This window comes from Ruegeria sp. BF6 (genome assembly GCF_056538665.1).
The window spans coordinates 122,206-147,785 of the sequence record NZ_JBQFTN010000005.1 but is presented as its reverse complement, the minus strand read 5'-3'; the positions used below and the strand labels follow the sequence as shown (position 1 = coordinate 147,785).

The 25,580-nt window shown below is 59.5% G+C and carries 21 protein-coding genes; 10 read left to right on the top strand and 11 right to left on the bottom strand.

Going from position 1 to position 25,580, the window contains the following annotated elements; genetic code table 11:
- Positions 1-561 precede the first annotated feature (561 nt).
- The 3 genes from ACR0IM_RS14620 to amaB all read left to right on the top strand — a co-directional run bounded on the left by ACR0IM_RS14620 (position 562) and on the right by amaB (position 3,593).
- Complete coding sequence (locus tag ACR0IM_RS14620; protein WP_480641890.1) at positions 562-852, top strand: hypothetical protein; 291 nt, start codon at positions 562-564, stop codon at positions 850-852.
- 119 nt (positions 853-971) lie between these two features.
- Positions 972-2,078: a saccharopine dehydrogenase family protein gene (locus ACR0IM_RS14615; RefSeq protein ID WP_480682358.1), complete on the top strand. Its 1,107-nt coding sequence runs from the start codon at positions 972-974 to the stop codon at positions 2,076-2,078.
- 18 nt (positions 2,079-2,096) lie between these two features.
- A complete protein-coding gene (gene amaB, locus ACR0IM_RS14610) occupies positions 2,097-3,593 on the top strand; it encodes an L-piperidine-6-carboxylate dehydrogenase (protein ID WP_480682375.1) in 1,497 nt (498 codons plus the stop codon).
- Between the two features lie 36 nt (positions 3,594-3,629).
- Here the strand turns inward: amaB and ACR0IM_RS14605 are convergent, their stop codons facing one another.
- The gene (locus tag ACR0IM_RS14605; protein WP_480682357.1) at positions 3,630-5,207 is read right to left on the bottom strand and encodes a DUF5928 domain-containing protein; all 1,578 of its coding nucleotides are present in this window, start codon (positions 5,205-5,207) and stop codon (positions 3,630-3,632) included.
- A gap of 141 nt (positions 5,208-5,348) precedes the next feature.
- On the opposite strand from ACR0IM_RS14605, the gene ACR0IM_RS14600 reads away from it, so the two are divergent.
- The gene (locus ACR0IM_RS14600) at positions 5,349-6,167 is read left to right on the top strand and encodes a sulfotransferase family protein (RefSeq protein WP_480682355.1); all 819 of its coding nucleotides are present in this window, start codon (positions 5,349-5,351) and stop codon (positions 6,165-6,167) included.
- A 196-nt stretch (positions 6,168-6,363) separates the two neighbouring features.
- Here ACR0IM_RS14600 and ilvD read toward each other — a convergent pair whose 3' ends face one another.
- Positions 6,364-8,196, bottom strand: coding sequence for a dihydroxy-acid dehydratase (gene ilvD, locus ACR0IM_RS14595; protein WP_480682354.1), 1,833 nt, complete (start codon positions 8,194-8,196; stop codon positions 6,364-6,366).
- Between the two features lie 107 nt (positions 8,197-8,303).
- Here ilvD and ACR0IM_RS14590 point away from each other — a divergent pair, with 107 nt between their 5' ends.
- From ACR0IM_RS14590 to ACR0IM_RS14575, 4 genes are all read left to right on the top strand, one after another.
- A complete protein-coding gene (locus ACR0IM_RS14590; RefSeq protein WP_480594387.1) occupies positions 8,304-8,867 on the top strand; it encodes a helix-turn-helix domain-containing protein in 564 nt (187 codons plus the stop codon).
- Between the two features lie 56 nt (positions 8,868-8,923).
- A complete protein-coding gene (locus ACR0IM_RS14585; protein WP_480641895.1) occupies positions 8,924-9,085 on the top strand; it encodes a CBU_0592 family membrane protein in 162 nt (53 codons plus the stop codon).
- Positions 9,086-9,166: 81 nt separating this feature from the next.
- Complete coding sequence (sseA, locus tag ACR0IM_RS14580; RefSeq protein WP_480594389.1) at positions 9,167-10,021, top strand: 3-mercaptopyruvate sulfurtransferase; 855 nt, start codon at positions 9,167-9,169, stop codon at positions 10,019-10,021.
- Complete coding sequence (locus tag ACR0IM_RS14575; RefSeq protein ID WP_480641896.1) at positions 10,021-11,205, top strand: amino acid aminotransferase; 1,185 nt, start codon at positions 10,021-10,023, stop codon at positions 11,203-11,205. The genes sseA and ACR0IM_RS14575 overlap by 1 nt, the downstream gene beginning before the upstream one ends.
- 541 nt (positions 11,206-11,746) lie before the next feature.
- On the opposite strand, the gene amt is transcribed toward ACR0IM_RS14575, so the two are convergent.
- Both amt and ACR0IM_RS14565 read right to left on the bottom strand, forming a co-directional pair.
- Complete coding sequence (gene amt / locus ACR0IM_RS14570) at positions 11,747-13,057, bottom strand: ammonium transporter (protein WP_480594391.1); 1,311 nt, start codon at positions 13,055-13,057, stop codon at positions 11,747-11,749.
- Positions 13,058-13,090: 33 nt separating this feature from the next.
- Positions 13,091-13,429 (bottom strand): P-II family nitrogen regulator, encoded by a 339-nt coding sequence (locus ACR0IM_RS14565; protein ID WP_058273036.1) that lies wholly within the window; start codon positions 13,427-13,429, stop codon positions 13,091-13,093.
- 257 nt (positions 13,430-13,686) lie between these two features.
- On the opposite strand from ACR0IM_RS14565, the gene ACR0IM_RS14560 reads away from it, so the two are divergent.
- Entirely contained in the window at positions 13,687-15,876 is a 2,190-nt protein-coding gene (locus ACR0IM_RS14560; RefSeq protein WP_480682353.1) for a transglycosylase domain-containing protein, read from the top strand.
- A 56-nt stretch (positions 15,877-15,932) separates the two neighbouring features.
- Here ACR0IM_RS14560 and leuB read toward each other — a convergent pair whose 3' ends face one another.
- The 7 genes from leuB to leuC all read right to left on the bottom strand — a co-directional run bounded on the left by leuB (position 15,933) and on the right by leuC (position 23,881).
- Positions 15,933-17,036 carry a 3-isopropylmalate dehydrogenase gene (leuB, locus tag ACR0IM_RS14555; protein ID WP_480594393.1) on the bottom strand — a complete coding sequence of 368 codons (1,104 nt, stop codon included), beginning with the start codon at positions 17,034-17,036 and terminating at the stop codon, positions 15,933-15,935.
- Between the two features lie 121 nt (positions 17,037-17,157).
- Positions 17,158-18,051, bottom strand: a complete 894-nt coding sequence (locus ACR0IM_RS14550) for a LysR family transcriptional regulator (protein WP_480641900.1) — start codon at positions 18,049-18,051, stop codon at positions 17,158-17,160.
- A 980-nt stretch (positions 18,052-19,031) separates the two neighbouring features.
- Positions 19,032-20,060: an endonuclease/exonuclease/phosphatase family protein gene (locus ACR0IM_RS14545; RefSeq protein WP_480682352.1), complete on the bottom strand. Its 1,029-nt coding sequence runs from the start codon at positions 20,058-20,060 to the stop codon at positions 19,032-19,034.
- Positions 20,057-20,887 carry a hypothetical protein gene (locus tag ACR0IM_RS14540; protein WP_480594396.1) on the bottom strand — a complete coding sequence of 277 codons (831 nt, stop codon included), beginning with the start codon at positions 20,885-20,887 and terminating at the stop codon, positions 20,057-20,059. Before ACR0IM_RS14540 ends, ACR0IM_RS14545 begins: the two co-directional genes overlap by 4 nt.
- A gap of 359 nt (positions 20,888-21,246) precedes the next feature.
- On the bottom strand, positions 21,247-21,852 hold the full coding sequence (leuD, locus tag ACR0IM_RS14535) for a 3-isopropylmalate dehydratase small subunit (RefSeq protein ID WP_480641902.1): 606 nt from the start codon (positions 21,850-21,852) through the stop codon (positions 21,247-21,249).
- Between the two features lie 42 nt (positions 21,853-21,894).
- Positions 21,895-22,440: an HdeD family acid-resistance protein gene (locus ACR0IM_RS14530; protein WP_480641903.1), complete on the bottom strand. Its 546-nt coding sequence runs from the start codon at positions 22,438-22,440 to the stop codon at positions 21,895-21,897.
- 37 nt (positions 22,441-22,477) lie between these two features.
- Positions 22,478-23,881: a 3-isopropylmalate dehydratase large subunit gene (gene leuC / locus ACR0IM_RS14525; protein ID WP_480682351.1), complete on the bottom strand. Its 1,404-nt coding sequence runs from the start codon at positions 23,879-23,881 to the stop codon at positions 22,478-22,480.
- 240 nt (positions 23,882-24,121) lie between these two features.
- On the opposite strand from leuC, the gene ACR0IM_RS14520 reads away from it, so the two are divergent.
- On the top strand, positions 24,122-25,474 hold the full coding sequence (locus ACR0IM_RS14520) for a mechanosensitive ion channel family protein (RefSeq protein WP_480641904.1): 1,353 nt from the start codon (positions 24,122-24,124) through the stop codon (positions 25,472-25,474).
- The last annotated feature ends 106 nt before the right edge of the window (positions 25,475-25,580 follow it).

Genomic DNA, 25,580 nt, shown 5'->3' with positions numbered 1-25,580 from the left:
GTGAAACGCATAAAGGAACCAACGCTGTGTCTTGTGCCTACGTCAGGCTGCTGTGGTCATACGGAATCTCATGACCGGCCCGACGGGGCTTTCTGCGTTGGCCGGGCCACGCGGTCGCAGTAAATTTTGCGAACAAAATGGCCCAATTGGCTGTACCGTAGCTTATTTGGGTACAAAAATCACGGATGTTCCTGATTTGACTGCACGAATTAACAAAGACGAAACATCACCGTTTTTCTGAGCTTTGATGTCAGATTCTGACAACCCTGTCTTCACAGTGAGAAGCTATAGTGTCTGGTGAAAACAGGAACATGCGAATAGCTGTTCGCCATGTCACTTCCATGAGCAAGGTCGTCTGACATGTCTTCCTTCCCCCGCCCCGAACTCGGACAGCCCTACCTGCTGACGCTGAGGCCACCGACGATTTCTTATTCCGGGAAACAGGCGATGCTGCGCGATTGATGCAACTGGAACGGCGATTTTCGCGCCACTACAGTCGAACTGCGCGCCCGGCTTCTGAACCTTCAGGGTGACGGCAAAGAAGCCTATGATTGTGTGTCCGTGCAGGGATCTGGCTTCTTCGCGATCGCGGCGATGTTGACCTCGATGATCTCATTTAACGGCAAGGCGCTTGTTCTGGCCGACGACCTGGCGATCACCTTTGTGGTTGCGGCCTTCTTGCAGGCGCTGACCGAAGCGGAGAGCTTCCGGGTTGGCTGCGTCGGTCGCATGGATGCGGACGTGATGCACGCCGTGGTTGCCGCCTGGAAACAGGCGCTGGTCGAGATGAACGCCGCCAGCACCACGCCCCCGGTCGAGGCGGTTGCGTCGTGCATGACGCAGATCGCTTGAGGCAAAGTGACGAAAGTATCGTCATAATGACGTAACTTTCGGCATTTTCGTCAAGATACCCTCTGCGGATTGAACAGCCCGCGCCTCATACTTTCAATAAACGAAAGAGGAGGCGCGTTTTGAGCTGGAACATTTGTGTCATAGGGGCTGGCAAGATCGGGCAGATGATCGCCAGCCTGCTGCAATCATCATCCAACTATTCGGTCACCGTGGCGGACCGGGATCTGGCCGCTTTGTCGGGGCTCAACAAGCAGGGGATTGCGACCCGGCAGATTGATGTGGCGGATGAGGCGCAACTGTCGCAGGGTCTGGCCGGGTTCGATGCCGTGATTTCGGCGGCGCCGTTTTTTCTGACCCCAAAGATTGCCCAAGCTGCCAAGGCCGCAGGCGCGCATTACTTTGATCTGACCGAAGATGTTGCCGCGACCAACGCCGTGCGTGAACTAGCCGGGAACAGCGCCACCGCCTTCATGCCGCAATGTGGGCTGGCTCCGGGATTTGTCGGCGTCGCCGGGGCGGCACTGGCGTCGGAATTCGACGAACTGGACAGCCTGCACATGCGGGTCGGGGCCTTGCCGCTCTATCCGACCAATGCGTTGAAATACAATCTGACATGGTCCACCGACGGGCTGATCAACGAATATTGCAACCCCTGCGATGCCGTCGTGAATGGTGAGCGTGTGAAAACCGCGCCGCTGGAAGACTATGAGATGCTGGGCCACGACGGGGTGGAATACGAATGCTTCAACACCTCGGGTGGGCTGGGCACCTTGCCGGAAACGCTTGATGGCAAGGCGCGGGCTGTCTCTTATCGCTCGATCCGGTACCCGGGCCATTGCGATATCCTGAAACTGCTGCTCAAGGATCTGGGGCTGGAACGCCGCCGGGATCTGCTGAAGGACATTTTTGAAACGGCGCTGCCACGCACTGATCAGGATGTGGTTCTGGTCTATTGCACCGCCAAGGGCCTGATCGACGGCTCTCTTCGCGAGAAATCCCTGATCAACAAGAGCTTTGCCCGCACGATCAACGGACAGGTCTGGAGCGCCATTCAGGTCACCACCGCCGCAGGTGTTCTGGGCGTGGTCGATCTGATGCGGGCGGGGTCGCTGCCCAGCACAGGCTTCGTCCGGCAGGAACAGGTGAACCTGTCCGATTTCCTCAACACTGAATTTGGCCGGCTCTATCGCGCTGGCGACGTAACCGAACAGAACAAGGCGGCCTGAGATATGAAAGACATCGTTATGACTGCGCAAACCACCCTTGCCAATCTGGACCTGACCGAGGCTGAACTGACCGGCGGAACTCTCAAGGTGACCTCGCCCATCGACGGGTCGATTCTGGCCGAAGTGCATGAGACACAGGCCGCCGAAATGGACACGGTGTTCGCCAATGCCAAAGCGGCGTTCAAAGCCTGGCGCACGGTCCCGGCTCCCCGTCGGGGTGAGTTAATCCGCCTGCTGGGCGAAGAATTGCGGGCCGCCAAGGAGGATCTGGGTGCGCTGGTCAGTTGGGAGGCGGGCAAGATCACCTCGGAAGGGCTAGGCGAAGTGCAGGAGATGATCGACATCTGCGACTTTGCTGTCGGCCTGTCGCGGCAGCTATACGGCCTGACCATCGCCTCAGAACGTCCCGGCCACCGGATGATGGAGACCTGGCACCCGGCGGGTCCTGTCGGTGTGATCTCGGCCTTCAATTTCCCGGTTGCGGTCTGGTCGTGGAACGCGGCGATTGCGCTGGTTTGTGGGGACACGGTGATCTGGAAACCGTCTGAAAAGACCCCGCTGACCGCGATGGCCTGCCAGAAGATTTTCGAACGTGCGCTGGCCCGGTTTGGCGATGCGCCCGACCACCTGCTGCAAACCCTGATCGGCGGTGCCGCGCTGGGCGAGGCGCTGGTGGCCAGCGAGGATGTGCCGGTCATCTCGGCGACGGGCTCGACCCGCATGGGCCGCGCTGTCGCGCCCATCGTGGCGCAGCGGTTCGGCAAGTGCATTCTGGAGCTTGGCGGCAACAATGCGATGATTGTTGGCCCCTCGGCCGATCTGGAAATGGCGGTGCGGGCGATCGTGTTCTCGGCTGTGGGTACTGCCGGTCAGCGCTGCACCACGCTGCGGCGGCTGATCGTGCACAAATCGATCCGCGCCGAACTGGTGAGCCGTCTGAAAAAGGCCTATGCCGGTCTGCCCATCGGCAACCCTCTGGTCGAGGGCACACTGATCGGCCCGCTGGTGGACGAGGCTTCGGGCGCGGCGATGACCACCGCGTTGGAGGCTGCAAAGGCCGAAGGCGGCACCGTGTTCGGCGGCGACCGGGTGACCGAAGACGTGCCCAACGGCGTCTATATGCAACCCGCCATCGTCGAGATGCCCGGCCAGACGGCTACGGTGAAGACCGAGACCTTTGCCCCCATCCTCTACGTTTTGGAGTATGATGACTTCGACGATGCCATCGAGATACAGAACGACGTGCCGCAGGGCCTGTCGTCCTGCGTGTTCACGCTGAACATGCGCGAGGCCGAGCAGTTTCTGACCGCGGCCGGGTCCGACTGTGGGATCGCCAATATCAATATTGGCCCCTCGGGTGCCGAGATCGGCGGCGCCTTTGGCGGTGAAAAGGAAACCGGCGGCGGGCGCGAAAGCGGTTCGGACGCTTGGAAAGCCTATATGCGGCGTCAGACCAACACCGTGAACTACTCGTCCGAACTGCCACTGGCACAAGGCGTCAAATTCGACATCTGATCGAAGGACTCGGCGGTGCAAGAAGGCCCCGCCGGGTCAATCCGCAAACAGGTAATCCAGCCGCATCACGGCCTGTGCCTTGTCTTGTGACACGCCCAGAAACTCGGCCACGGCTGCCTCGTTTTCGGCGCGCGGGCTGGTTTCCCGGATACGCAAATACCCGTCAAACCCGGCCCCGCGGATCAGTTCGGATTCATAGCTGAGTGAATTGCGCAACGTTGGCACAAGCCGTGCGACCGTTTCAGTGGGGCTGTTTTCGCCAGCCAGTCCGACCCGGCGGGCGTGACCGATCAGGTAGTCGTCTGAATACCTACATTCGATTTCCAAAACATGTGTCTTGGCCTGATCGGCGCAGAAATCCTGAATGATATCCAGGTTGGCCGGGTCCACGCAGAATACCAGCTTGTCGGTGCCGAAATGGTCGAACAACATCCGCACCACCGCGCGTCGGTGTCGAGAACGTTTGAGCAGAGTCGTTTCGATTCCGCCCATATCAGGCAGCGGGGTGTTTTCCTCGTTGAACAGGTATTCGACGCAAGGAACATCCGTCTCAGAACTAATCTGATCGACCAGCCGCTTGGCAACATGCCATTTTTTGCAGGCAATCAGATAAATTTCGCGTTCGGGACCCAACGTATTGCCGGCCTCCCAAAACCGCTGTCCGAACCGGCGGCCAACCCGCCCGCGCCCGGTCAGGAAACCAAAGAGGTTGCGACCTTCGTCCGAGATTTTGAACTCGATACCTTCGCTGGCGTAGAGCTTGCCCAAACGCTCTTTCAGCTCATGCGCCTCGGGGCTGATTTTGCGGGCGAACAGGTAGTCCTGACCAAGCAACATGTCATAGTGGTCGTTGTAGAAGGTCACCGGCATCCCATAATCTGAGAACATCAGGAAAGTGGGGGTTCGGTTTTCAATCTCTTCCTTCGGGATCAGGTGGCGGACGAGGGTCTGGAAAAAGGTTTCATCCGGGATCCAGGTGGTCGAGAAAAAGCGTTTCACATCCGGGCGCTGCTGCAGGAAGTCGAGGATCATCTCGACCGTGCGGCGGCGCAGACACCACCATTGGCTGCCGATCATGACCTGAATATCCGCCGGTATGTCGCGGGTCAGGCCAAAGCGTTTCTGCAAGTCGTATGAGGTGTAGAACAGTTTGCTCTGGGTGCGTTCGTTGAAGAAATGGCGATAGATCAGCCGGTCGTCCTTCATGCCGGTCTTGATCCAGTTGCTGGCAAAGAAATCGTGGCTTTCGACATAGTCCTTGTCGTTTTCGTCCAGAAACCAATGGGCATATTCGGCCGTTTTGATCGCCATGCAATCGCCGGACAACATGTAGAAATGCGTGGCGCGGGGAAAGGCGTCGACGGCGGCCTGAAGGGCATTCAGCGTTGCCTGAACCAAAGACCATTCGCCCCAACCACACTTGATGCGTTTTGCTGCGAAAGCAACGTTCGGATTGTCTTTAAGCGCGGCGCGGATACTGTCATAGGCCGCAGCGTTGGCCCGCGCATCAAAGTGAATGGCCATACAGTCCCCGGCGGCGGTCAATTGCTCGGCCTGTGCAATAATTGCCTCTGGGTCTTTGTGGCACAAAAGAATATAGGCAATCTTTGCCATATCGAATCTATGATATCCGTTTTAGGCTGTTTGTTCCCTGATACTGAGGATGGGCGATTGAATAAACAGAATATTTTTGGTTTTTTGGGTGCAAAAGCAGGCAAGTTTAACGAGTTCTGATCTTTTAAGGAGGCGCAGTAAATGGGTTTTCCCGGTACATGGATGACCGAAAGTGAAAGCATGGTGTACCGTGTTGTGCCGAAATGCGCCTGTTCGACCATCGGGCAGATCATGTATTATTCGGACCATGGCCGGTTCTTTGATGGCGATATCCACGACGCAAAGGACGGGATGCACAAATGGGCATTCGACCATAGCCAGAACCGAATCTCGGGCAATATACGCAACCACGCGTCCTATTCCTTTACTTGCGTGCGCAATCCCTACACGCGAATTCTAAGTTCGTTCTTTGACAAGATCTGCGGCATTCAGCGGAACGGAAAACGTTACCGGGGCAATCTGGTCCCGACGCTGATTTACAATTACGGGATCGAAGTGGGGGGCGATGACGGCAAGGGAGAGTTCGACCAAATCGCCAGCTTCCGTCGCTTTCTTCTGTTCGCGCGGGATACGATCCGCTGGCGTAGGCCGATGGATCCCGACATCCATTGGTCGGCGATGTCAGGGCATGTCTCGACCTTCATCGCAAATGGTGGGCGGTATGACCGGATATTCTGGACCGAGAAGTTCAACGATGGGATGCAGGGTGTTCTGGACAATCTCGAAACACCGCACGCGGTGAACCTGTCAGACATCCCTCGGTTCAATGAATCCGAAGGCCACGGACCAAAACGCGGCCACCCGGTTGAAGATTATTTCGACGATCTGTCGATGCATCTGGTGTATGAAATCTACAAACAGGATTTCGACCTGTTCAAATACGATTTCGAAAACCCGTCGAACAAGATGCCGATTGGTGAAATTGACCTGGATGAGGTCCACGCCAAACTCGGCGACTGACGCTGCCTCAGAGCGCTCCCGCCCGTCGTCAATGTCTCTGATGAGACATCTCCTCTGGTGGGGCCCGGCGCCGCGCTTTGCGCGGCGCCGGGCCCAAGGCCGAACGTGGCATCGGCATAGCCGATGGTGCGCTTCGGGCGCGGGAGCCTTTTGAGGTTGGAAGGAACCGGCCCAATCAGGGGCCGGTTCTTATCGATCAGACCTGACGTACGGCGCCTTTGGCAGCGCTGGTGGTCAGCTTGGCATAGGCCTTGAGCGCCGTGGACACCTTGCGCTTGCGCGGCTCGGCTGGTTGCCAGCCTTTTTCGTCCTGCTCTTCCCGGCGCGCCGCCAGTTCTTCGTCGGACACGTCCAGATGGATTGAACGGTTGGGGATATCGATTTCGATCTTGTCACCCTGGTGCACCAGCCCGATCTCACCGCCCTCGGCGGCCTCTGGCGAAACGTGACCGATCGACAGACCCGAAGTGCCGCCCGAGAAACGGCCGTCTGTCAGCAGGGCGCAGGCTTTGCCCAGCCCTTTGGATTTCAGATACGAGGTCGGGTACAGCATCTCTTGCATTCCCGGGCCCCCACGCGGACCTTCGTATCGGATGACCACAACGTCACCCGCTTCGACTTTGCCGGTCAGGATGTCGTTCACCGCCTGATCCTGGCTTTCGCAGACATAGGCCGTGCCGGTGAAGGTCAGGCTGGCCGGATCGACGCCTGCGGTTTTCACGATGCAGCCGTCACGTGCGATATTGCCGAACAGAACCGCCAGACCGCCGTCCTGACTGAAGGCGTGCTCTTTGCTGCGGATCACGCCGCCCTCGCGGTCGGTGTCCAGTTCCTTGTACCGGTTGGACTGGCTGAACGCTTGCGTGGTGCGGACGCCGCCGGGGGCGGCCTTGAACAACTCCTGCGCCTTCGGGTTGTTGGCGACCTTGATGTCCCAATTGGCAATCGCCTCACCCATGGTGCCGGAATGAACGGTGCTGCAATCTTCGTGCAGCAGGCCTGCCCGGCCAAGCTCACCGAGGATCGAGAAGATACCACCGGCACGGTGGACGTCCTCCATATGCACGTTCTCAGTATTGGGCGCGACCTTGCACAGGCACGGCACCTTGCGGCTGAGGCGATCCATGTCGGACATGGTGAAATGCACCTCGCCTTCATGCGCGATGGCCAGCAGGTGCAGCACCGTGTTGGTCGATCCACCCATGGCGATATCCAGGCTCATTGCGTTCTCGAACGCCTCGAACGTTGCGATTTCGCGCGGCAGAAAGCCCTTTTCGTTCAGGTCATAGTGGCGCTTGGTGATCTCGACGATGCGGCGACCGGCCTCAAGGAACAGCTCTTTGCGGTCGGCGTGCGTGGCCAGGGTCGAACCGTTGCCCGGCAGCGCCAAACCCAGCGCCTCGGCCAGACAGTTCATCGAGTTTGCCGTGAACATGCCCGAGCACGACCCACAGGTGGGGCAGGCGTTTTCTTCGATGTGCTGAACCTGCTCATCGGTGAACTTGTCATCAGCGGCGGCGACCATCGCGTCGACGAGGTCGATTTTCTTGACGTCCAGATCCTCGATGTCGATCTTTCCGGCCTCCATCGGCCCGCCCGAGACAAAGATTGCCGGGATGTTCAGGCGCATTGCCGCCATCAGCATACCCGGAGTGATCTTGTCGCAGTTCGAGATGCAGACCATCGCGTCGGCACAATGGGCGTTGACCATGTATTCAACCGAATCCGCGATCACCTCGCGCGAGGGCAGCGAGTACAGCATCCCGTCATGGCCCATGGCGATACCGTCATCCACCGCGATGGTGTTGAATTCTTTGGCGACGCCGCCTGCGGCCTCAACTTCGCGCGCAACCATCTGGCCCAGATCCTTCAGGTGCACGTGGCCTGGAACGAACTGGGTGAACGAGTTGACGATGGCGACGATCGGCTTGCCGAAATCGCTCTCGGTCATGCCGGTGGCGCGCCACAGGCCACGGGCACCGGCCATGTTGCGGCCATGAGTGGAGGTTCTGGATCGGTACATTGGCATGATGCTGTTTCCCTTTTGCCCCGGTTGCGATATGCGGGATATGTGCGTTATAGCGCACGTACCACATGTGCGCTATAACGCACAAGGGGATTCGAAAGACGATTGATATGGCACCGGACGAAATAACGCTGAAACTACGGGATGTGCGGGCGGCCTCGGGGTTGAGCCTGTCCAAGGTGGCCGAAATGACCGGCGTCAGCAAAGCCATGCTGGGCCAGATCGAGCGCGGCGAATCCAGTCCGACCATCGCGACGCTGTGGAAAATTGCCAAAGGGTTCCAACTGCCCCTCAGCGCTCTGATCGGCCCGGCGGCGTTGCGCGATACAGCCACACCGGACGTGTTTCGAACTGTGACTTTTCCCGGCAGCATCGAGGTCAAGATCGTCTTTCCCTTTGATCCTGCTTTGCGGGCTGAAACCTTTCACGTCGACCTCGCGCCGAACCAGAGCCACGAATCCGCCGCCCACGCTACAGGCGTAACCGAAGAGGTCTTTGTCCTGAACGGCTCGCTTGAGATTCTGCGGGATGGTGAGTGGGTGCCGCTGCAGGCCGGGCAGGGCCTTCGGTTTGCTGCAGACCTGCCGCATGGTTACCGAGCAGGCGATCAGGGGGCCGCGTTTCTGAACATGCACCACTACGCACAGCTCGATGCGCTGGCCGCAATCGGCTGAAACTGAACCCGCTAAGTTCGAGGGCAATCCATGGCCAGTATTCTGAATCTCTAACCTTGGCGGATGCAGTAGGTTCATTCGGTGCATTGGTCGTTGTGTCTGCGTACTTTGCCACGCAGATGCGAATGATGAATTCCAATGATCTGGCTTTTCCGGTGCTGAATCTGGCGGGGTCGATCCTGATCGTACAGTTTTTCCGCCTCAGGCGCCTGCGTTAGACAGACAACACCCCATCCAGCCTTGAACCCAAATGCGAGCGCGTATAGGGAAAAACCAAGCGCGCTTTTGGGGAGGCTTTGATGCAGGACGATCCGAAAACCCTCGTTTCAACCGAATGGCTTGCCGCCCATCTCAAGGACCCTGACCTGCGGGTTCTTGACGGGTCATGGTACCTGCCGCAGCATGGGCGCGACGCCAAGGCTGAATATGACGCGGGCCATATTCCCGGTGCCCGTTTCTTTGATATCGATGATATCGCTGATCACCGGTCGGACCTGCCGCATATGGCACCGCCGGTCGAGAAATTCATGTCGCGTCTGCGGGCGATGGGCGTGGGAGATGGCCATCAGGTGGTGGTCTATGATGGCTCGGGCCTGTCTTCGGCCGCGCGGGTGTGGTGGATGTTCCGCCTGATGGGGCAGGACAACATTGCCGTGCTCGACGGTGGATTCCCGAAATGGCAGGCCGAAGGGCGTGAAATCGAGGATCTGCCCCCCGTGATCCGTGATCGCCATATGACCGTGCGGGTTCAGAACCACCTTGTGCGTGATGTTACGCAGGTCTCTGCCGCCGCCAAGCTGGGCGATCATGAAATCATCGACGCCCGCGCGGCGGGCCGGTTCACCGGGACAGACCCTGAGCCGCGCGAAGGGCTGCGATCAGGTCGCATCCCCGGATCACGCAACGTGCCATTTGGTGCATTGCTGAACAAGAACCACACGATGAAGTCGCCCGACGAGTGCCGCGCCGTGTTCGAGGCCGCAGGTGTAGACCTGTCGAAACCGGCCATCACATCCTGTGGGTCGGGCGTGACCGCCGCCATCCTCAGCCTGGCGCTCGAGCGCTTGGGCAAGAAAGACCATTCGCTTTATGACGGCTCCTGGGCTGAATGGGGTGCCTTCCCGACCCTGCCCGTCGCAACCGGAGAGAACTGATGTTCGAGAACCTCAAACCGCAGCCCGCCGACAAGATTCTGGCGCTGATGCAGATGTACCGCGAAGACCCGCGCGATCAGAAGATCGACCTGGGTGTTGGCGTTTACAAGAATGCCGAGGGCATCACCCCGGTTATGCGCGCGGTCAAGGCCGCGGAAAAGCGCATCTGGGAAGAGCAGGAGACCAAGGCTTATACCGGTCTGGCCGGTGATCCCGCCTATGCCGATGCGATGATTGGCCTGATCCTTGATACGTCTGTGCCGCGCAGCAACATCGCCGCCGTGGCGACCCCGGGCGGCACCGGCGCCTGTCGGCAAGCGTTCGAGATGATCCGCATGGCCAACCCTTCGGCGCGTGTTTTCGTGTCGAACCCGACCTGGCCGAACCACCTGTCGATCCTGAACTATCTGGGCATGGAAACGGTCCAGTACCGTTACTTCGATGGCGAGACCCGTGGCGTTGATTTCGACGGCATGGTCGAGGACCTGAAAACCGCCAAGGCGGGCGACGTGGTTCTGCTGCACGGTTGCTGCCACAACCCCACCGGCGCCAACCTGAACATGGTGCAGTGGCAAGAGGTCGTGAACATCATCAACGAGCTTGGCCTCTTGGCGATGATCGACATTGCCTATCAGGGCTTTGGTGACGGTCTGGAGGAGGACGCGCAGGCGACCCGTCTGGTGGCCTCGTCGGTCAAGCGTTGCCTGATCGCGGCGTCCTGTTCGAAGAATTTCGGCGTTTACCGTGAACGCACCGGCCTGCTGATGGCGATCAGCGATGATGCGGCGCAAACGGCTCTGAATCAGGCGACTCTGGCGTTTCTGAACCGCCAGAACTACTCCTTCCCACCCGATCACGGCGCGCGGGTGGTGACCACGATCCTGACCGACGACGACCTGCGCGCCGATTGGGCCGCCGAGTTGGAAGAGGTCCGCCTGTCCATGCTGGGCCTGCGCCAGCAACTGGCCGACGAGCTGCAGCGCCTGAGCGGGTCTGACCGGTTTGGGTTCATCGCCCAGCACCGCGGCATGTTCTCGCGCCTGGGTGCTGCACCGGAACTGGTCGAACAACTGCGCAACGATCACGGCATCTACATGGTCGGCGACAGCCGCCTGAACATCGCCGGTCTGAACGCAATCACCGTGCCGATTCTGGCGAAGGCAATTGTCGACGTTGGCGTCTAAGCCACCCACCATAGAATGACAAAGGCCGCGCTGCACAGCGCGGCTTTTTTATTTCAGCGAAATCGGCCATTTTTGTCGGGCCACGTCCATATATTCGGGTCGCTGGAGATTGCATCGACAACCTGCAAAGCGCGCGCGTGTACTTGGTCGTTCCTCCAAGCTCATGTGTTCAGTTTCTATTCTAACAAGGTAGTTCACGACTTCTTCTTGGGGGATTCCTCTTCTGATTTGGCTAGCAGCTTGAACCAGATAGGAATCGTATTCGTCGGCGAAGGGCAAGCAATCCTCTTCGTTCCAATTCTCATCAGGACGCAAAAGACCAATAGGGTCCCAAAGCCTCCACCCTATGTCGCGTAGGCGGGAAAGTTTGATGCGAGGTTGCGGAGTCAGCTTCATCTTTGGTGCCGTAATAAAGTGATTTGCCCGACAATCTCACAACGATCTGACTAAGGTAAGCCGTTTCATGCAAGTTGTAACTACTTAAAGTAAAAAGAAAAAGCCGGGCGCGAACGCCCGGCCTTCGAGTGGTTAACTCAGGTTTTCAGCCCTTCGAGAACTCAGGATATGCTTCCATACCCAGTTCCGCCATGTCGAGGCCGTTGATCTCGTCTTCTTCGCTGACGCGGATGCCAACCGTCGTCTTCAGAATTGTCCACAGGACCAACGCACCAACAAATGTGAACACGCCATAAGCTACAATACCGGTCAGTTGGGTGATCAGGTTTGCCTCGCCGTAGAAAATCACGGCGATGGTGCCCCAGATGCCTGCGAACAGGTGAACCGGGATGGCACCGACAACGTCGTCGATTTTGAACTTGTCCAGCATCGGAACCGCGAAGACCACGATGATGCCGCCAACTGCACCGATCCACAGCGCTCCGAACAGGGTCGGGGCAAGCGGCTCTGCGGTGATCGAGACCAGACCGGCCAGCGCGCCGTTCAGCACCATGGTCAGGTCAGGTTTCTTGTACAACACCTGCGTCATGATCAGGGCTGCGATAGCACCAGATGCGGCGGCCATGTTGGTGTTGGCGAAGATGCGGGACACGTCGGATATGTCACCCACGGTGCCCATCGCCAGTTGCGAGCCGCCGTTGAAGCCAAACCAGCCCAGCCAAAGGATGAACGTACCCAGAGTTGCCAGCGCCAGATTAGAGCCGGGCATCGGGTGAACTTTGCCGTCTTTGTACTTACCAATGCGGGGGCCAAGGATCAGGCAGCCCGCCAGAGCGGCCCAGCCGCCGACCGAATGCACAACGGTCGAACCGGCGAAGTCGGAAAAGCCCATGGCATCCAGCCAGCCGCCGCCCCATTTCCACGACCCCGAGATCGGGTAGAGGATACCAGTCAGCACGATGACGAAGACCAGGAAGGGCCACAGCTTTATGCGCTCGGCCACGGCACCGGACACGATGGACGCGGTTGCCGCCACAAAGACCAGCTGGAAGAAGAAGTCCGAACCGATAGACGCGTAATCTAACGCCGCGTCCGCGGGTGCAACACCCACGGCATCAAGCACGGTCGGGCCGCCAAGGGCAAAGAAACCATTGAAGTCGCCCGGGTACATCGTGTTGAAGCCGATCAGCCAGTACATGATCGCGGCAATCGAAAACAGCGCGATGTTCTTGATCATCTGCATGGCAACGTTCTTTGAACGTACCAGACCGCCCTCGAGCATGGCAAATCCTGCAGCCATGAAGAAGACAAGAAAGCCTGCCATCAGGAACAGCAGGGTGGTAAAAATATACTGGGTGTGCAGCGCAGCTTCGCCCTCGGCGGCCTCTTGCGCCAGACCCATCTGCGGCAGCACGACAAGCGCGGCGGCAGGGATGAGAGATTTCATCAGGTTCATGTGACTTCCTCGAATGTATGTGAGTGGCGACGCTTACAGCGCCTCTTCGTTCGTTTCCCCGGTCCGCACGCGCAGGGCCTGCTCGACATCGAGGACGAAAATCTTGCCGTCACCGATCTTGCCGGTTTTGGCGGTTTTGGTGATGGTTTCGACGATCTGGTCCGCCATCGTGGCGGGAACCACGATTTCCAGTTTGATCTTGGGTACGAAATTCACGGCGTATTCGGCGCCGCGATAGATTTCCGTGTGACCGGATTGCGAGCCGAAGCCCTTGATTTCGGTCACCATCATGCCGCGTACGCCCGCCTCGGTCAGTGCTTCGCGCACCTCCTCAAGCTTGAACGGCTTGATTGTCGCAATGATCAGTTTCACGTTTTTCCCCTCTGCTTCCCGGTCTGTCCGGTTTGTTTGCACCTGCAGAAAAAAGCGCACCTTCGCGTGGTAAGGAACGGTCTGGGTGATGAAGTGTTGGGGAAATTGGCGGCAAGTTGCACAATTTTTGCACATAAAGCGGTGAATGCTTAAAAAATAGGCAAATTTGGGAGGGCGGCTTCCTGAATTTCCGCCCTCTACTTCACCGGTGTGTCAGGGTATGGTGCGTCAAAATGATAACCGGGCAGAGTTTGAGCATGACTGAGTCCAGGCGCCGAAAGGCTCCGCTTGTCGCGGACAAGAGATACCCGTCGAAAGGGCGTAAGCCCACGGCGACCAAGCGGGCTGCGAAGCCCGCGGGAAAGAAGGCGACCGCGCGCAAGACGACGACCCGCAAGACCACCCGGAAGAAGACGCGCCGGAAATCCGGTGGCGGCGGTGGCGGCGGGTTTTTCCGTCGGCTGTTCCGCTGGATTTGGCGGTTGATCTGGGGGGTTACGTGGCGCGTGGGTGCTGTGGCCGCCTTGCTGCTGGCGGTGGCCGTTGGGGTTGTCTACACCTCGCTGCCTGATGTGGATGCCTTGCTGGATGGCCGGGCACGGGGCTCGGTCACGTTGCTGGACCGCGATGGCAAGGTCTTTGCCTGGCGCGGGGATCAGTTTGGCGGGGTGATCACCGCCGACACTGTCTCGCCGCATCTGAAAAACGCCGTGGTCGCGACCGAGGACAAACGATTCTATCGCCATTTCGGCGTCAGCCCGCGGGGTGTCGCCAGCGCGGTTCGAATCAACCTCAGCGAAGGGCGCGGGCCGTTGTCCGGCCATGGTGGCTCGACCATAACGCAACAAACCGCCAAGCTGTTGTGCCTGGGTGTGCCGTATGTGCCCAGCGAGTGGGAGTCCGAGGCCGCCTATGAGGCCGATTGCCGTCAGGGCTCGCTGTGGCGCAAGGCCAAGGAAGCGGTCTATGCGATGGCGATGGAGGTGAAATATTCCAAGGATGAAATCCTCACCATCTATCTGAACCGCGCCTTCCTTGGCGCCGGTGCCCGCGGGTTCGAGGCGGCAAGCCAGCGGTATTTCGGTATTTCGGCTGCCGAGGTGAACCCGGCGCAAGCGGCAATGCTTGCCGGTTTGCTGGTGGCGCCCTCACGCTATGCGCCCACCAATAACCTGCAGCGCTCGCAGGATCGGGCGCAGCTGGTGATCGGGTTGATGGAGGCGCAGGGTTTTCTGACAACCGCGCAAGCCAGCAATGCACGCAACAATCCAGCGGAACTGTCCGAGGCCGCAGCAGCGCGGGCGGGCGGCTATTTCGCCGATTGGGTGATCACCGAACTACCCAGCTATTTTGGCACAGACACCACCGATGATGTGGTGATCCGCACCACACTGGACCAGCGGCTGCAGAAATCGGCCGAAGAGGCGCTGAAATACATCTTCCAGGAAAAGGTGCGAGAAGGCTCCAAGGCGCAGGCCGCGATTGTGGTGATGTCGGCGGATGGCGCCGTGCGGGCCATGGTCGGTGGACGCAAGACGCGGGTATCCGGCGCGTTCAACCGCGCCACGCAGGCATTGCGTCAGACCGGGTCTTCGTTCAAGCCGTTTGTTTATGCCACAGCGCTTGAACTTGGCTATTCACCGCTGGATACGGTCGTGGATGAACCCTATTGCGTCAACATCCCCGGATCAGGCCAGTGGTGCCCCAAGAACTATACCCACAAGTATTATGGTCGGGTGACGCTGGCGGATGCGCTGAAGAACTCTCTGAACATCCCGGCCGTGAAAGTGGCCGAGGTAGCCGGGCTGGACAATGTGCGTACCGTGGCCAGCGAGTTCGGCATCGAAAGCAACCTCGCCGAAGGTCCGGCGCTGGCACTGGGCGCATCGGAAAGCACTCTGATCGAGATGACCGGGGCCTATGCCGGTATCCTGAACGGCGGCTCGGCTGTGGAACCTTTCGGTCTGTCCGAACTGAAACTGCTGGGTGATAACACGCCCTTGATCCAGACCAGCACGGGCATTGGTGAGCGGGTGATCAACGATAAGGCCGCCAAGCAGCTGACATGGATGATGGAGCGCGTGGTGTCCGAAGGCACTGGCGGGCGCGCCAAGCTGCCCGGATGGCAGGTGGCGGGCAAGACCGGCACCACCCAGGCTGCACGGGACGCTTGGTTCATCGGCTTCACCGCAGACTACGTGGCGGGTGTCTGGATGGGCTATGACGACAACACGCCGCTGTCCGGTGTGACCGGCGGTGGATTGCCTGCGGAAATCTGGAAAGAAACCATGCTGCGTGTGACCGAAGGGATGACCCCCACGCCGCTGCCGATGTTGGCCCCCGATCCGCCCGTGCGGACGGCGCAGCCCCGGCAGCAGCGTCGCAAGCAACAGACCGGTCTGGACAGGGCCATCAACAATCTGCTGAACAATATCTTCGGCAACTGAGGTGAAAAAAAGGCGGTGCATCATGCACCGCCTTTCTGTTGAAACCTGAAACCGGATCAGAGGCTTTCGTCCAGCGCCGCCAGAATCGCGTCGCCCATTTCCGTGGTCGAGACCGGCTGAACGCCTTCATCGGCGAGCAGATCGCCGGTGCGGACACCATCGGCCAGAACTTTCTCGATCGCGGCTTCCAGACGGTCGGCCTCGGCGCCTTGGTCAAAGCTGTAACGCAGTGCCATGGCAAAGCTGAGGATACAGGCAATCGGATTGGCCTTGCCCTGACCCGCGATGTCCGGGGCTGAGCCGTGGACCGGTTCGTACATCGCCTTGGGGCGGCCATTGGCCATCGGTGCGCCCAGAGATGCCGATGGCAGCATGCCCAGCGAACCGGTCAGCATCGCGGCACAGTCCGACAAGATATCGCCGAACAGGTTGTCTGTGACGATGACGTCGAACTGCTTGGGTGCGCGCACCAACTGCATCGCGCCGTTGTCGGCATACATGTGGGTCACTTCAACCTCGGGGTACTCCTTGGCCACTCGGTCCACGACCTCGCGCCACAGGATACCGGCCTCCATAACGTTGGCCTTTTCCATCGAGCACAGTTTCTTGTTCCGGCGCATCGCCAGTTCAAAGGCCGAGCGCGCGGCGCGTTCGATCTCGGATTCGGTGTAGCGCTGGGTGTTGATGCCGACGCGTTCGTTGCCTTCTTCGAAAATACCGCGCGGCTCGCCGAAATAGACGCCCGAGGTCAGTTCGCGCACGATCATGAGGTCGAGGCCCGCGACGATGTCCTTTTTCAGCGACGAGAAATCGGCCAGCGCGTCAAAGCACTGCGCCGGTCGCAGGTTCGAATACAGGTCCATTTCCTTGCGCAGGCGCAGCAGACCGCGCTCAGGCTTCAGGCTGAAATCCAGATCGTCGTATTTTGGGCCGCCCACGGCACCCAGCAGAACCGCGTCGACCTCTTGCGCCTTGGCCATGGTTTCATCCGACAGCGGCTTGCCATGCGCGTCGTAGGCGGCACCGCCGACCAGATCCTCGCTCACGTCGAATTCCAGGCCGCGGTTCGCACCGAACCAGTCGATTACGCGGCGCACTTCGGCCATGACTTCGGGGCCAATTCCGTCTCCGGGCAGGATGAGGAGCGAGGGTTTGGACATGAAGGATCTCCTTGCGTTTCGTCGCAATGGCCCTAGCGCCTGCGCCGCATCGGGTCAATGAGACGAACCGGTCTTTGTGTGCCGGAAATCCGGTTTCCGGGTCGAAACAACCGCAATTCGGTCAAAGTCCGGCCTTCAACCCCTCGGCCAGCAAGTCCCAGACGCGCCGGATTCGGGGCGTCTGGCGCATCGCTTGCGGTGCGGCCAGCCAGACGGGCAGCGGTTCAATCTCGACATCCAGATCCAGTACCTCGACGTCCGGATCAGCCTCGGCCACCTGAATCTGCGAAAACCCGATACCGCACCCGGCCCGGATCAGTTGCCAATAGGCGCTTTGCAGGTCGCATCTGGTGGCAAAACTGTTTTTGCTGGCGGGCCAGCCCCGTTGCTGCATCTTTTTGATAATCTGCTCGTTGGCGTCAAAGCCGACCAGATCGTGATTGAACAGGTCCTTGGGATTTTGGGGTCGCCCGGCCCGATCCAGATAGGCCCGGGAGGCGCAAAAACACAGGTTCACATCCCCCAGATAGCGCGAAATGATGTCCATCTGCGCGGGGCGGTACATGCGTACTGCGATATCGGCTTCGCGATACAGCAGATTCTCGGTGGTGTCCGTGGCCACCAGTTCAAGCTGGATCGCCGGTTCCAAAGCGCGGATCTGCGCCAGAATCGGCGGCAGCAGGTGGTGCGAGGCAAAGACCGAAGCGGTGATGCGCACCGACCCCTCCAACTGCTGCGACTGACCCGCAGCTGCCAGGCTGAACGATGTCATGGCGCTATGCATCTGCTGCGCCATCGGCAACAGTTGCGTGCCCACCTCGCTGAGTTTCAGTCCGCGCGCGTGGCGGTCGAACAGGGACACACCCAGCTCATCCTCAAGCGCATGGATCTGGCGTCCCAGCGTGGGCTGGCTGCGGTCCAGCTGCCGCGCCGCCGCCGACAGAGAGCCGGTTTCGGCCACCGCCAGAAAGCTTTGAATCAGGGACCAGTCGGCATGGGTGAGTGATTTGTCCATTCAAATATGAATACACGTTCTGCATTTCCCGGCAATTGCTCGTTTGATTTGAATTGGTAGTTTCGATTTGAAAGGAGCTTCTCATGACGCAAACCGCTCTTATCCTTGGTGCAACCGGCCGTTTTGGACGAAACGCCATGGCCGCCTTTCGAAACGCGGGGTGGGTCGTTCGCACCTTTGACCGCACAACCGACAGGCTGGGGCAGGCCGCGCAAGGCGCGGATGTGATCGTAAACGCCTGGAACCCGCCCTATCCGGATTGGCAGGCACAAGTGCCACAGCTGACCCGGCAGGTCATTTCGGTTGCGCGGGACACAGGAGCGACGGTCATCATCCCGGGCAATGTCTATGTCTTCGGGGCCGACCTGCCGGGGCCGTGGTCAGCGGGTACGCCACATCTGGCCCAAAACCCTCTGGGCCGGCTTCGGATCGAGATGGAGGAAGCCTATCGCGCGTCGTCCGTGCGCACGATCGTCCTGCGCTCGGGAGACTATCTTGACACATGTGCGTCAGGGAACTGGTTTGACCGGGTGATGACCAAATCCTTGTCGCGGGGGCGTTTCATCTATCCCGGAAATCCCAACATCGCCCATGCCTGGGCTTATTTGCCTGATCTTGCGCGTGCGGCGGTTGTCCTCGCCGAGATGCGCAAGAGACTGCCCCGTTTTTGCGATGTTCCTTACGAGGGGTATACGGTGACCGGTTCCGAAATGGCACAGGCGCTGTCTCGAGTCACGGGTCGGCACGTGTCTGTGCGCCGGATGAACTGGCTGCCGATCCAGCTAGCCCGTCCCGTCTGGCGGTTGGCGCCCCATCTGCTTGAGATGCGGTATCTTTGGAACACTCCGCACAGTCTTGAGGGTTTGTTTTTCCGAGAATTGGTCGGGGATTTTCCGCGTACGGACCTGGCCGATGCGCTCAAACAGGCGATTCCCGGTCCGTTGGGATCGGATGCGGTTCTGGTCCATGCCTCACCGCCGCTAGGGCGCGTTTATGTCAACCCAGACCAGCCGGTGCCTGCTGGCCTGACCAGCGGCAGTGCGCAAAGGCGAACCCGAAGCAGGCCAGAACACGCCCGCGCCTGTCACCTTCAAGTCGATTGAGGGCAGCACGTAATCCACCCGCATCTCTCCCACCGCTTTCCATTCCACGGTGGTCAGTTTGCCCGACACGTCAGTGGGGCGCGGGTCTTGCAGGCGGGGGTTCGCCAAAAGCGTCTGGATCGCTTCCCTTCGGCCTTCGCCCCGTTCGGGGTCCAGATTGGCGTCCCCGGCGATGACAAACGAGCCTTCAGGCTTGCGCCCCAGCTGACCGTCCAGTACCGCGGACCAGAGGCGAATTTCATCGCGGTTGCGCAGCCCGTTGCGGTCTTCGGGGCCGTCAAACACCGGCGGCGCGGCGTGAAAGGTCAACAGGTCCAGTGCGCCGATAGGCGTGTCCACCGGCACGATCCAATGAGCCACGGAGGACAGGCGCTGGATGTACTGCGCCTCTTCCGAGGGGAAAGGGCCGTCGACCGTAGCCGGCATCTGCGCGCCGGGCAGGTCGCGCCATAGCAGATCGGTGAACACCTGTGCGCTGTCGGAGTGAATCGGATATCGCGACAGCACCGCAAGCCCGCCCTGTCCGGTGAACCGGCCCCAGCCCTGCGCGTCTGCCGGCCCATGAGCGCGGCCATCTCCGTTCAGGTCCAATGGGGTTTCGAGCCCGGCATTGGGCTGCGCGGCAAAGTGATAAGGGTAGTCCAGCCCGGCGGCGCGCAAGTTTTCGGCCAGCGCGATCAGAGTCTCTGCGTTGAGGTCCCAGTCGATACCCTGCAGGGCGATGATATCCGGTTGCGCGGCCACCAGAACCTCAACCACCGCCTGCACCTGCGGATCACCGCGCCTTATGTCCCGCAACAGCAGGCCCGGTCCGTCGCGGCTGAGTTCCGTGTTGTAAGAGGCGATACGTACCGTCTGTGCCTGTGCCATCACCGGTAACAGCAGCAGCAGCAGGATTCGGATCATGCGGCCTGCGTGGACTCGGCGGTGGAATAGGCGCGGCGCTTTTCGACGATCAGATTGGCGATACGCAGAGTTGCCATACCGCGCATGATCATGCTGGCGGGCAGAAAGGCCCAGGCGCTCATGGTCCAGATCAGGGTCTGTGGGTTGCTCAGCGAGATTGGGCTGGCATAGTCAGTCAGCAACTTGATCAGAGCCGGGATCAGAAAGGGCAGCAGTACCCCGATCGAGATGTTCAGCCGTCCGTCCCGTTGCAGGCGGGTGACGACGTCCCCGCCCTTGGTCGGATCGAACAGCGGCAGGTTGGTCCAAACGTTGAAGGCGCCGTTGCCTGTCGGCCAGCCGCGCATTTTCACCGCGTAGGCAAAGCTGCCGATGGTCACCAGCGCGGCGACATAGGCCACACTGGCCGCGATGCGCACCAGCTCGATCAGCGGTGCACTGGCGTCTGCGGGCAGCATCAGAACCACCAGCCGGACCGGAGAATAGGGGAAGTCGACCACATTCGCGATGCCCAGTCCCAGTGAATAGAAAACTGTGGTCAGGCTGCTGGGCGCGTAGGCGTTCTTACAGATCAGCGTCAGGAACATGATCATCGACATCAGCCCGACAAACCGCAGTCGGTTCACCGGCGGCGCGTCGCGGAATTCGATAAAGCTGGGAAAGGCCGAGTTGTATTCGGCAAAGGTCAGAAAGAATGCGAGAATGGCGAGAAAGACGACAATCTCGGTCCCATTCGTTGACGATACGGGCAGGTACAACGCGGGGGTCAGCACCATCAGTGCGACCAATATTCCCCGAATCGCCGCCCCTGTTGTGCGCGCAATCACTATCCGAACCCTTTCAAACTGGATTAGTCGATTCTTCGCCGACTTCACTTCCAACTTGTGCCCGCCACTTTAAGTTGTGGCGGATGTCTTAAGTCACCAATGTTCAACTGGTGGGTGCCTGTCCCCGCCACATTGGCGATAAGCGACATTTCGCTCAAGCCAAGGCGCAGAAAACACGTGATTTCGGGCAAAATGATGGCGCAACTGGTGCGGGATTGCATCATTTTGGACGCAAATCCGACGTGTGTATCATTATGATACCTAGATGTTGTGGTCTTGTGACTTTCAACCCCAAGAATGCGAACGGGGCCGCCTTGGCGACCCCATAAAGTTGTGCATTCACAGATTCGTTTACAGAATCACACCCAGGGGCGCGCCTGGCTTGCATGATCCTCGAACTTGTCGATGTGATGATCTTTCTCCATCGTCAGGCCAATATCGTCCAGACCGTTCAGCAGGCAGTGCTTACGGTGCGGGTCGACATCGAATTCGATCACGACCCCATCCGAGGTGGTGATCTGCTGATCTTCCAGATGCACGGTCATGCGGGCGTTTTCACCCTTGTGTGCATCTTCCATCAGAATGGCGTGATGCTCCTCCCCGACCACGATGGGCAGGATGCCGTTCTTGAAGCAGTTGTTGAAGAAGATGTCGGCAAAGCTGGTTGAGATCACAACCTTGATGCCGAAATCCTTGATCGCCCATGGTGCGTGTTCCCGCGACGAGCCGCAGCCAAAGTTGTCGCCTGCGACCAGAATCTCGGTCTGGCGATAGGCGGGCTTGTTCAGGACGAACTCTTCGTTCTCCTGCCCGTCATCGTGATAGCGCATCTCGTCGAACAGCACGACGCCAAGGCCGGACCGTTTGATGGTCTTCAGGTGCACTTTGGGGATGATCATATCGGTGTCGATATTGATCAACGGCATTGGGGCGGCCACCCCGTGGACTTTTTCAAACTTTTCCATGTTCACACTCCTGCGGGAGAGGGCCGCGCCCATGCCCCGCGTTTAAGCTTCCTTCGTTTCGCCTTTGGGTGCTTTCCTGACAAAGAACGCCATGAAGACCAATCCGAACCCGTTGAACAGCATCTCGATGCCCAGGAAGATCCCCAGAATGCTCAGCAGCACCTGAGGGTCGCTTCCGACGTAGGTCCAGATGATCCCTGCGAGGATGATCGACAAGATGCCCGAGATCATCGTGGGCCAGAAAAACTGCGTTCCGCGCATCTGGAACGACAGAAAGACCCGCGCAATGCCGCCTGCCATGAACAGAATCAGCATCACCGTCGCAAGGGTCAGGGTTCCCTGCAGCGGGTGGTCCAGGAAGGACCAGCCCAGAAACAGCATCACCGCACCCATGATGAGTGACAGAATCTTGTTGCCAGTGCCTTCAACCGTGAAGCCACCCACAAGTTGCAGCGCGCCCGAAATCAGCAGCAACACGCCGGTTACCACTGTCACGGCGACAGACGCCACAACTGGCGCGCCCAGTACAAAGATACCGAACGCGATAGACAGAAGCCCCAGCAGGAGCCATTTGACCCAGTCACTCATGTTTTCAATCCCTCAAATATCTAGATATGAGGGGACCTTACATCAAATCCCGGACGTCTGTCAGCCGTCCTGTGATTGCCGCTGCGGCAGCCATTGCCGGGCTCAGCAAGTGGGTCCGTCCGCCGCGGCCCTGACGGCCTTCGAAGTTGCGGTTCGAAGTCGCGGCACAACGCTCGCCCGGTTGCAGCTGGTCGGGGTTCATCGCCAGACACATCGAACATCCAGCCAGACGCCATTCGAACCCTGCGTCTTTGAAGATGTCTGCCAGACCTTCTTCCTCGGCTTGGGCACGAACCAGTCCTGAACCCGGCACGACCATGGCGCGCAGACCGTCCTTGATCTTTTTGCCCTTCAGAATCTCGGCTGCGGCGCGCAGGTCCTCGATACGGCCATTGGTGCAGGACCCGATGAAGACGGTGTCGATTTCCACATCGCTCAGCTTTTGACCGGCTTCCAGACCCATGTATTCGATAGACCGGCGGGCAGCGTCAACCTTGCCGCCTTCGAAATCCTCGGGGTTCGGTACGGTTGCGGTGATCGGCAGCACGTCTTCGGGACTGGTGCCCCAGGTAACGACCGGCGCAATGTCTTCGCCGCGCAGGGTGATGACCTTGTCGAAATGTGCGTCTTCGTCGGTGAACAGCGTCTTCCACCAGTCCATCGCGGCTTCCCACTGGGCGCCTTTTGGTGCGTGCGGGCGGCCTTTGACATATTCAAAGGTGGTTTCGTCCGGCGCGATCAGGCCCGCGCGGGCGCCGCCTTCGATGGCCATGTTGCAGACGGTCATGCGGCCTTCCATCGAGAGGTCACGAATCGCTTCACCGCAATACTCGATAACATAACCGGTGCCGCCGGCGGTACCGGTCTCACCGATCACAGCCAGCGTGATGTCTTTGGCAGTCACGCCCGGCTGCAGTTTGCCGGTGATCTCGACCTTCATGTTCTTGGATTTCTTCTGGATCAGCGTCTGCGTGGCCAGAACATGCTCGACCTCGGAGGTACCGATGCCGTGGGCCAATGCGCCGAATGCACCGTGAGTGGCAGTGTGGCTATCACCGCAGACCACGGTCATGCCCGGCAGGGTCCAGCCCTGTTCCGGGCCAACGATGTGGACGATGCCCTGACGGACGTCATGCACCGGGTAATAGTGAATGCCGAAATCCTTGGCGTTCTTGTCCAGCGCTTCGACCTGAATGCGTGATTCCGGGTTTTCGATCCCGTTCACACGATCCGGCGTGGTGGGAACGTTGTGATCCGGCACGGCGATGGTCTTTTCCGGTGCGCGCACCTTGCGGCCTGCCATACGCAGGCCCTCGAACGCCTGCGGGCTGGTCACTTCGTGCACCAGATGGCGGTCGATATACAGCAGGCAGGTGCCATCATCGGCTTCGTGCGCGACATGGGCGTCCCAGATCTTGTCATAGAGTGTTTTGGGGGACATCGGTCCTCTCCCGTATTTAATGAGAAATAGCTGGCGAGTGGCTGGACGACTTTATAGGCGCGCCAGAACCGTGCGGGCGGCCCCAAAGAACCGTTCACGCAGACGCGTGCGGTCTTGCAACGTAGGTGCTGGGGTCAGTGTGAGTCTCATGCGCACCAGATATATCGCGTCAGGCCGTCAATCAAGGTTCAATCCCCGGACAGGCTTGCATCGCGCGGAAACGCTGTCCAAGCTGGGGGCATGAACCAGGACCTGATCCCCAGCTCGCTGTCGGACCTCTATGATAACATGGTCGCGGGCTTTTCCGTGCAATACGAAAACCTTGTCGAGTTGATCGTAACGCCAGGCTGGCGCCAGCACCAGTTGGTCATCATTCTGGGCCTGTGGGCGCTGGCCTATGTCCTGAAACTGGCGACACAAGGCCGATGGGAGGCCTGGGCCCGCGCCCGCGAAGGTTGGCCGAAATGGCGACTGCGGATTCTGGTGCAGCTGATGCAGCGCCTGACGCTGGTCTATTTCGTGCTGCTGTCATGGGCCCTGTATTTGTTGATGCAGCAGATCACATGGCCCTCGCGCAGTTACATCATCGGGGTTGTGGCAACTTTGGCCCTGGCATGGCTGGCGATTGCTTTGGTGGCGCGTTTGGTACGCAACCGGACGCTACGGCGCATCTTCAAATGGGCGATGTGGGTCTATGCAACGCTGGTTGCCCTGAATCTGACTGATGATGTGGCCGAATTTCTGGACGGGGTGGCGATTTCCATCGGTGATCTGCACATCTCGGCGCTGGGGATTCTCAAGGCGACCCTGCTGATCGGTATCCTGCTGACGCTCGCGCGGATCGGCACCCGCGCCGCCGAACGGGGGCTGAAGAGCAATGACGACATAACCCCGTCGATGCAGGTGCTGCTGGCCAAGGGCATTCAGGTACTTTTGTATGGCGCGGTTTTTCTGGCCGCCATCCGTACGCTGGGGTTCGATCTGACCGGTATTGCGCTGCTGTCCGGTGCAATCGGTGTGGGGATCGGGTTCGGTCTGCAAAAGGTGGTGTCGAACCTGATCTCGGGGATCATCATCCTGATGGACCGATCGATCAAGCCGGGCGACGTGATCTCGCTGGGGGATACGTTCGGATGGATCAACGCGCTGGGCGCGCGTTATGTCTCGGTGGTCACGCGGGACGGGCGCGAATACCTGATCCCGAACGAGGACTTGATCACCAATCAGGTGGTGAACTGGTCGCATTCGGACAAGTTCGTGCGGCTGGATCTGGAGTTTGGCACCAGCTATGATGACGACCCGCATCTTGTGCGCGCAACGGCCATAAAAGCAGTTAAAACCGTGACCCGAGTGCTCAGCGGTGGCAGCCATGAACCGGTCTGTCACATCACCGGGTTTGGCGACAGCAGCGTGGACTACGTGCTGCGGTTCTGGATCAGCGATCCGACCAAGGGGCTGACCAATATACGCGGCAATGTCTACCTTGCGCTGTGGGACGCCTTTAAGGTGGAAAACATCTCGATCCCCTTCCCGCAGCGCGAGGTTCGGCTGTTGTCAGACAGCGCAGACACGCAACAGATCGCCAAGGAGTGACCGCCCATGCGCCCGGCCCGGCGGCCATTCATTGAAATGTTGCATTCCACTTGTTACCTTATTAGTACCCCTGCGCCGGGGTTTGGCGGCGCGCAGCAAAGGAGGA

Bases quoted from the DNA above. Each gene is read 5' to 3' on its own strand.
- amaB (WP_480682375.1), top strand. From the start codon at position 2,097: ATGACTGCGCAAACCACCCTTGCCAATCTGGACCTGACCGAGGCTGAA.
- ACR0IM_RS14605 (WP_480682357.1), bottom strand. From the start codon at position 5,207: ATGGCAAAGATTGCCTATATTCTTTTGTGCCACAAAGACCCAGAGGCA.
- ACR0IM_RS14600 (WP_480682355.1), top strand. From the start codon at position 5,349: ATGGGTTTTCCCGGTACATGGATGACCGAAAGTGAAAGCATGGTGTAC.
- ilvD (WP_480682354.1), bottom strand. From the start codon at position 8,196: ATGCCAATGTACCGATCCAGAACCTCCACTCATGGCCGCAACATGGCC.
- ACR0IM_RS14590 (WP_480594387.1), top strand. From the start codon at position 8,304: ATGGCACCGGACGAAATAACGCTGAAACTACGGGATGTGCGGGCGGCC.
- sseA (WP_480594389.1), top strand. From the start codon at position 9,167: ATGCAGGACGATCCGAAAACCCTCGTTTCAACCGAATGGCTTGCCGCC.
- ACR0IM_RS14575 (WP_480641896.1), top strand. From the start codon at position 10,021: ATGTTCGAGAACCTCAAACCGCAGCCCGCCGACAAGATTCTGGCGCTG.
- amt (WP_480594391.1), bottom strand. From the start codon at position 13,057: ATGAACCTGATGAAATCTCTCATCCCTGCCGCCGCGCTTGTCGTGCTG.
- ACR0IM_RS14560 (WP_480682353.1), top strand. From the start codon at position 13,687: ATGACTGAGTCCAGGCGCCGAAAGGCTCCGCTTGTCGCGGACAAGAGA.
- leuB (WP_480594393.1), bottom strand. From the start codon at position 17,036: ATGTCCAAACCCTCGCTCCTCATCCTGCCCGGAGACGGAATTGGCCCC.
- ACR0IM_RS14550 (WP_480641900.1), bottom strand. From the start codon at position 18,051: ATGGACAAATCACTCACCCATGCCGACTGGTCCCTGATTCAAAGCTTT.
- ACR0IM_RS14545 (WP_480682352.1), bottom strand. From the start codon at position 20,060: ATGATCCGAATCCTGCTGCTGCTGCTGTTACCGGTGATGGCACAGGCA.
- leuD (WP_480641902.1), bottom strand. From the start codon at position 21,852: ATGGAAAAGTTTGAAAAAGTCCACGGGGTGGCCGCCCCAATGCCGTTG.
- ACR0IM_RS14530 (WP_480641903.1), bottom strand. From the start codon at position 22,440: ATGAGTGACTGGGTCAAATGGCTCCTGCTGGGGCTTCTGTCTATCGCG.
- leuC (WP_480682351.1), bottom strand. From the start codon at position 23,881: ATGTCCCCCAAAACACTCTATGACAAGATCTGGGACGCCCATGTCGCG.
- ACR0IM_RS14520 (WP_480641904.1), top strand. From the start codon at position 24,122: ATGAACCAGGACCTGATCCCCAGCTCGCTGTCGGACCTCTATGATAAC.